The sequence below is a fragment of the Inquilinus sp. genome, assembly GCF_057815775.1.
In genome coordinates this window covers 1-7,368 of record NZ_JBYRFX010001151.1, presented here as the reverse complement: position 1 = coordinate 7,368, position 7,368 = coordinate 1, and the positions used below count along the sequence as shown (strand labels likewise).

The window sequence follows — 7,368 nt, the reverse complement described above, 5'->3', positions numbered from 1 at the left end:
TGGTTGTACATGGTGGAGTTGGTGGCGACCTTGATGCAGGGCGCCGGTTTGAAGCCGGAGACCGAGCCGCGGCCGGTGGTGAAGCACACGATCTGCGCCCCGCCCGCCACCTGGCCGGTGGCCGAGGCCGGGTCGTAGCCGGGCGTGTCCATGAACACGAAGCCCTTGGCCGTCATCTGCTCGGCGTATTTGTAGACCTCGACCAGGTTGGTGGTGCCGCCCTTGGCCGCGGCGCCCAGCGACTTCTCCAGGATCGTGGTCAGGCCGCCGCGCTTGTTGCCCGGCGACGGGTTGTTGTTCATCTCGCCGCCGTTGCGGGCGGTGTAGCCTTCCCACCACTTGATCCGGGCGACCAGCTTCTCACCGACCTGGCGGTTGACGGCGCGCCGGGTCAGCAGATGCTCGGCGCCATAGATCTCCGGCGTCTCCGACAGCACGGCGCTGCCGCCATGGCGGACCAGGAGGTCGACCGCGGCGCCCAGCGCCGGGTTGGCCGAGATGCCGGAATAGCCGTCGGAGCCGCCGCATTGCAGCGCCACCATCAGCTCGCTGACCGGCACGGTCTCGCGCCGGGCCTTATCGGCCTCCGGCAGCATCTCCATCACCCTGGCGATGCAATGGTCGACCGTCTTGCGGGTGCCGCCCAGATTCTGGATGTTCATGGTCTGGAACAGCGGACCGCGCTCGACCTGGTAGGCCTCGAGCAGGAAGTCGATCTGGTTGACCTCGCAGCCCAGCCCGATCATCAGCACGCCGGCGAAGTTCGGGTTGCGGGCATAGCCCCACAGGGTGCGCTGCAGGTTGTCGTAGCCTTCGCCCGAATCCGCCATGCCGCAGCCGGTGGAATGGGTGATCGCGACCACGCCGTCGACATGCGGGAACTGGTCGAGGACGCCGGAATTCTCGAAATGTGCGGCGATCATCCGGCTGGTGGTGGCCGAGCAATTCACCGACGACAGGATGCCGATGTAGTTGCGGGTGCCGACCTTGCCGTTGGCACGGCGGAAGCCCTGGAACGTCGCCCGCTCCGCCTCCGGCACCATCTCGGTCGGCTTGGCGTCCTCGCAGAAGGCGTAGTCGCGCTCGAAATCGCCCATCGCGCAATTCTGCACATGGACATGCTCACCGGTGCCGATCGCCTCGGTGGCGAAGCCGATGATCTGATTGTAGCGCCGGATCGGCTCACCCGCCGCGATCGGCCGGGTCGCCATCTTGTGCCCGGCCGGGATGTGACCGGCGGTGGTCACCCCCTCTTCCGGAATCGGGGTGCCCGGCGTGATGTCGGCGCGGGCGAGGACGACGTTGTCGTCGCGGTTGAGGCGGATGAAGAGGCTCGGGCTGGGCATCGGTTTCGCGCGGGTTCTTGTGCTTGCCTGGCAGATCTTGGGCGGCTTCACTTTACGTCGGACTTTTGGCTGGCGCCATCCTTCTGACGAGGCTGGGCCATGCCCGATCCGGGGGCCTGACTCCGGCGTGACGCATTAAGTGTGATGATTGACGGAGCCAAATGATCGGCGCAACATCCGGTTGTGAAATATGTCGGACGAGATTGAATCGTTCGCTGGGCGCAATGCCCGTCCCCAGGGAGGACCCGAATGCTGCTTCACCGATTTGCCGCAGTTGCCGCGGCGGTGCTTCTGTCCGCAACGGCCCTGACTGCCCCCGCCGTCGCTGCGCCGAAGACCGTCGCCGGCCCCGGCGCCCTGCCCCAGTGCTTCGCGCCCTGGGACAAGGACACCAAGTACATGAAGTGGGACGCCCATCCGGGGCCGTTCCGCATCGCCCTGGTCAACGGCTTCGTCGGCAACATCTGGCGTATCCAGATGATCCAGACCGCCAAGGCCTTCGCCGCCCTGCCGGATGTCGCCAAGGACCTCAAGGAGTTCAAGGTCATCTCCACCGGCAACGACGCGGCGGCGCAGCTGGGGGCGATCGAGGATTTCATCAACCAGGGCTATGACGCCATCGTGGTCGATGCGGTCAGCACCACCGGCTTCGACCGGGTGATCAAGCTGGCCAACCGCAAGAACGTCATCCTGGTGCCGTTCGACAACACGCTCGACACGACCGATGTCATGCAGGTCAACGAGAGTCAGTCGGCCATGGGCGAGATGTCGGCCAAGTTCCTGATCGACACCGTGCCGAATGGCGGCAAGATCCTGGAGGTGCGCGGCGTGCCGGGCAATTCGGTCGACCGCGACCGGCATGACGGCTTCCAGACCACGATGAAGGCCTCCGGCAAGCCCTATGACATCGTCGAGGTCGTCGGCAACTGGGCGCCGGGCGATTCGCAGAAGGCGACGGCCGACGCGCTGGCCGTGCAGGGCCATTTCGACGGCATCTTCACCCAGGGCGGGTCGAACGGCACGGTGCAGGCGCTGATCGACGCCAAGCATCCCTTCGTGCCGATGGCCGGCGAGGGCGAGAACATCTTCCGGCAGCAGATCGCCCAGTACAAGGACCAGGGGCTGAAGGGCCTGTCCTACGGCCAGTCGCCGGCCCTGGTCGCCATCGCGATGAAAGCGGCGATTTCCGCGCTGAAGGGCGAGACGATGCCGCAGATGGTGTCGATCCCGATCCCGGTGGCGGATTACAAGACGCTGAAGGATGGCGAGAACTACTGGTCGAACCTGACGGTCGACTTCTTCGCCCCGAACGCGTTCGAACCCTGCGGCATCACCTTCACGGCGCCGCAGATCATGGCCCAGAACGCCGACAACAAGTAAGACGCCGAAGGCCGGGCCGGACGGATGAGTGCAGCCGACACGCCGCCGCTGGTGCAGCTGACCGGGGTCAGCAAGCACTATGGCGGCGTGCACGCCCTGCGCGAGGTCGATTTCGCGGCCCGGCCCGGCTCGATCCACGGCGTGCTGGGCGAGAACGGTGCCGGCAAGAGCACGCTGATCAAGATCATGTCCGGCGTGGTGCAGCCCAGCGCCGGCGAGATGTGCGTCGATGGCCGCCCGGTCAGCTTCGCCTCGCCCCAGGCGGCGAATGCGGCCGGCGTGGTCTGCGTGTTCCAGGAATTGTCGCTGATGCCGGATCTGTCGGTCGCCGACAACATCTGCATCACCCGGCCGCCCACGCGGTTCGGCCTGATCGACCAGCGGGCCCAGCGGCGGCGGGCGGAAGAGCTGCTGGCCCGCATCGGCTGCGCCGACATCGACCCGCGCATGCCGGTCAAGGCCCTGCCCCTGTCGCGGCGGCAGATGGTCGAGATCGCCAAGGCGCTGGGGCGCGACCCGCGCCTGCTGATCCTGGACGAGGCGACATCGGCCTTGACCGCGGCGGATGTCGAGAAGGTCTACACCCTGCTGCACCAGCTGCGGCGCGACGGGCTGGGCATCCTCTATATTTCCCACCGCATGCCGGAGATCAAGGCGCTGTGCGACACCTGCTCGGTGTTCCGCAACGGCCGGCATATCGACACCTTCCCGGCCGAAGCCCGCACCAATGACGAGGTGGTGCACATGCTGATCGGCCGTGAGATCCACACCGTCTATCCGCCGAAGCCCGTCAAGACCGTGGCGCCGGTGCCGGTGCTGGAAACCCGCGGCCTGCGCTGGACCGACCGGCTGGCCGACATCTCGCTGACCGTCGGCCGCGGCGAGATCGTCGGGCTGGGCGGACTGGACGGCCAGGGCCAGCGCGACCTGCTGCTGGCGCTGTTCGGTGTGCTGCGCGGCGTCGAAGGCGACATCCTGATCGACGGCAAGCCCTGCCGGATCGACAGCCCCCGCGGCGCCAAGCGCGCCGGCATCGGCATGGCGCTGATCCCGGAGGACCGCAAGACCGAAGGCCTGCTGCTGCCGATGCCGGTGGGCGAGAACATCACCCTGGCCGCCCTCGGCGGCATGACCCGGTTCCTGGCCGTCGACCGGCGCAAGGAAGCCGCCGGGATCGAGCGGATGGTCGAGGCGCTGAAGATCAAGATCGGCTCGGCCTCGGCCCCGGTCGGCACGCTGTCGGGCGGCAACCAGCAGAAGGTGGTCATCGCCAAATGGCTGCTGACCGATGCCCGGATCGTGCTGCTGAACGACCCGACCCGCGGCATCGATGTCGGCACCAAGCAGGAGATCTACCAGCTGCTGCGCGACCTCGCCGATGCCGGCACCGCGATCCTGCTCTATTCGACCGATTACGACGAGCTGATCGGCTGCTGCGACCGGGTGCTGATCCTCTATGACGGGCGGGTGATCCGGACCCTGGAGGGCGCTGATATCACCGAGACCAACATCGTCGCCAGCGCCCTCAACCTCGAAACCGACGACCCGGCGCTGGAGAGCCTGTCCGCATGACCGCAATCCGGTCCCGCCTGGGGCATCACGGCGGCCTGCTGCTCGCCCTGGCCCTGTTCGTGCTGTTCTACGGCCTGTACTCGGTCTACCACCCGCGCGGCGGCAGCGCCGACGTCATCACCCAGAACGTCAACGAGACCTTCACCCTGGCCCTGGTGGCGATGGCGCAGACCATCCCGGTGCTGCTCGGCGGCCTCGACCTGTCGGTCGGTGCCCTGATGACGCTGGTGAACTGCCTGGCCTCGCATCTCCTGATCGGGACCGGATGGGACCTCGCGCTCGGCATCGTGCTGTGCCTCGCCGCCGGGCTGCTAGCCGGCTTCGTCAACGGCGCGCTGGTGGTCTATGGCCGGATCCAGCCGATCATCGCCACGCTGGCGACCGGCGCCGTCTTCATCGGCATCGCCCTGTTCCTGCGGCCGACGCCAGGCGGCGCGGTCGATTCCGACCTGTCCTGGGCAGCATCCAACACCCTGTTCGACGTGGCCGACACCTATGGCTGGTGGGGCGGCGACCTGCCGGGCTGGTTCCAGGCCATCCAGTCGATCCCGGTGCCGGCGATCCTGGCGGGGGTGATGGTTCTGCTGGTCTGGCTGCCGTTCAAGAATTCGGTGACCGGCCGCGGCTGCTACGCCATCGGGTCGTCGGAACAGGCGGCGTTCATGTCGGGCGTGGCGATCGACCGGTCGAAGCTGGCCGCCTTCACCCTGGCCGGCTTCTTCGCCGCCGCGGCCGGCATATACCTGGCGCTGCAGACCGGCAGCGGCAACGCCGACACCTCGATGGCCGGCACCTACACGCTGAACTCGATCGCCGCGGTGGTGGTCGGCGGCACCTCGCTGTTCGGCGGGTCGGGCGGCGCCATAGCCTCGATCGTCGGAGTCATGGTGCTGCGCGCGATCTCCTTCTGCTTCCGCGTGATCCCGGAGGACAGCGCCCTGGCCTTCCTGGCCAATCCGCTGCTGCAGCCGCTGTTCGAAGGCGTGATCCTGCTGGCCGCCGTCTCGATCGGTGCCGCTCGGGTGTTCAGCGTCAAGAACCGCCTGCACCTGTTCGGCTAGGGGCCGCGATGACCGCCTTCCTCCGTTCCGTCGACCGGCCGATCCTGGTGGCCTGCGGCTTCGTCCTGCTCATCCTCGCGGCCGGCACCGTCTACACCATGGTCACCCAGGGCACGGCGACATTCCTGTCGCCGACCTATCTGCTGCAGCAGCTCAAGGTCGCGTCGTTCATGGGCGTGATCGCCGCCGGCATGATGCTGGTGATCCTGATGGGGCATATCGACCTGTCGGTGCCCTGGACCATCACCGCCTCCGCCATGCTGGCCACCGCGGTCGGCGGGCCGGAGGCGATCCCGGTCGGGCTGGGCGTCGGCATGCTGGTCGGGCTGTTCAACGGCCTGGGCGTCGCCTTCCTGCGGGTGCCGTCGATGATCTTCACCCTCGGCGTCAACACCGTGCTGCGCGGCCTGATGGTGATGCTGACCGGCGGCTTCTCGCCCACCAGCAGCGCGACGCCGCCGATGGAGTTCCTGGCCAAGACCGAATTGCTGGGCATCCCGATGGCGGTGTTCGTCTGGATCCTGCTGTCCCTGGCCCTGGTGTTCCTGCTGACCCGAATGCCGATGGGCCGCTACATCTACGCCATCGGCAACCGCGAGGCTGCGGCCTATCTCTCCGGCGTCAACACTCGGCTTGTGATCGTCGGCGGCTTCGTGCTGTGCGGCTTCTGCGCCGCCCTGGCCGGCATCCTGCTGGCCGACTATTCCAGCAAGGCCTACCAGGCGATGGGCGACACCTACCTGCTGCCCTCGATCGCCGCGGTGGTGATCGGCGGCACCAACATCCTGGGCGGCCAGGGCCGCTATGCCGGCACCGTGGTCGGCACCATCCTGATCGTGCTGCTGCAGAGCGTGCTGTCGGTGATGCAGATGCCCGAGGCCGGGCGGCAGATCATCTACGGCCTGGTCATCATCTCGATGCTGGTGCTGTACGGGCGGGGCGGCAAGGCCGCGGCCTGATGTGCCTGACCTCCTCGAATCATTGACGGCCCGCGGGACGGACGCGACACTTCCGCCGGTTTTGTCCGATCATTAAGGCGTTCCGGGCCCAAGCTCGGACCACGGGAGGAAACGGATGCTCGACCCCTGCTTCGAGGTGCTCGACAAGCGCTTCGCATCCTATGTCATGGGCAATGTCCATATCGACGTGCTGGCCAGCGACATCGGGCTGCGCTGGTCGGAAGGCCCGGTCTGGTTCGGCGACGGCCGCTTCCTGCTGTGGAGCGACATTCCGAACAACCGGATCATGCGCTGGGACGAGACCGACGGCAGCGTCAGCGTCTACCGCAACCCGTCGAACCACACCAACGGCCACACCCGCGACCGGCAGGGCCGCCTGGTGTCCTGCGAACATGGCGGCCGCCGGGTCAGCCGCACCGAATATGACGGCCGCGTCACCGTGCTGGCGGACAGTCACAACGGCAAGCGCCTGAATTCGCCGAACGACGTGGTGGTGAAGTCGGACGACACGGTGTGGTTCACCGACCCGTCCTACGGCATCCTGTCGGAGTATGAAGGCCACCAGTCGGAGGTCGAGCAGGATGGCTGCCACGTCTACCGCTTCGACCCGGTCTCCGGTGCGCTGAAGACGGTCGCCACCGATTTCGTCAAGCCGAACGGCCTCGCCTTCTCGCCCGACGAAAAACTGCTCTACATCGCCGACACCGGCGCCAGCCATGACCCGGACGGGCCGAAGCACATCCGCCGCTTCGAGGTGCGCGACGACGGCAGCCTGGCCGGCGGCGAGGTGTTCGCCGAATGCACCTTCGGCATGTTCGACGGCTTCCGCGTCGACCATCACGGCAACATCTGGAGCAGCGCCGGCGACGGCGTCCATTGCTACACGCCGGACGGCACGCTGATCGGCAAGATAAAAGTGCCGGAAACCGTCGCCAATGTGTGTTTTGGCGGGCCCAAGCGCAATCGCCTGTTCATCTGCGGCACGACATCGCTTTACGCGATCTACGTCAACGCCGCCGGAGCGCCGCGCCCGGCGGCCTGAGTCAGACC

The 7,368-nt window shown here is 67.2% G+C and carries 6 protein-coding genes; 5 read left to right on the top strand and 1 reads right to left on the bottom strand.

Annotation, left to right across the window (positions count from 1 at the left end; translation table 11 throughout):
- Positions 1–1,346 (bottom strand): UxaA family hydrolase (locus AC3XYG_RS40865; RefSeq protein WP_489145653.1); only part of this gene is annotated, 1,346 nt, incomplete at its 3' end.
- Positions 1,347–1,595: 249 nt separating this feature from the next.
- On the opposite strand from AC3XYG_RS40865, the gene AC3XYG_RS40860 reads away from it, so the two are divergent.
- The 5 genes from AC3XYG_RS40860 (at position 1,596) to AC3XYG_RS40840 (ending at position 7,360) form a co-directional block, all read left to right on the top strand.
- Complete coding sequence (locus AC3XYG_RS40860; protein ID WP_489145652.1) at positions 1,596–2,726, top strand: sugar ABC transporter substrate-binding protein; 1,131 nt, start codon at positions 1,596–1,598, stop codon at positions 2,724–2,726.
- 24 nt (positions 2,727–2,750) lie between these two features.
- Entirely contained in the window at positions 2,751–4,298 is a 1,548-nt protein-coding gene (locus tag AC3XYG_RS40855; RefSeq protein ID WP_489145651.1) for a sugar ABC transporter ATP-binding protein, read from the top strand.
- Positions 4,295–5,359, top strand: coding sequence for an ABC transporter permease (locus tag AC3XYG_RS40850; protein WP_489145650.1), 1,065 nt, complete (start codon positions 4,295–4,297; stop codon positions 5,357–5,359). Before AC3XYG_RS40855 ends, AC3XYG_RS40850 begins: the two co-directional genes overlap by 4 nt.
- Before the next feature lie 8 nt (positions 5,360–5,367).
- Positions 5,368–6,318 carry an ABC transporter permease gene (locus AC3XYG_RS40845; protein WP_489145649.1) on the top strand — a complete coding sequence of 317 codons (951 nt, stop codon included), beginning with the start codon at positions 5,368–5,370 and terminating at the stop codon, positions 6,316–6,318.
- 115 nt (positions 6,319–6,433) lie between these two features.
- Complete coding sequence (locus AC3XYG_RS40840) at positions 6,434–7,360, top strand: SMP-30/gluconolactonase/LRE family protein (RefSeq protein ID WP_489145648.1); 927 nt, start codon at positions 6,434–6,436, stop codon at positions 7,358–7,360.
- The last annotated feature ends 8 nt before the right edge of the window (positions 7,361–7,368 follow it).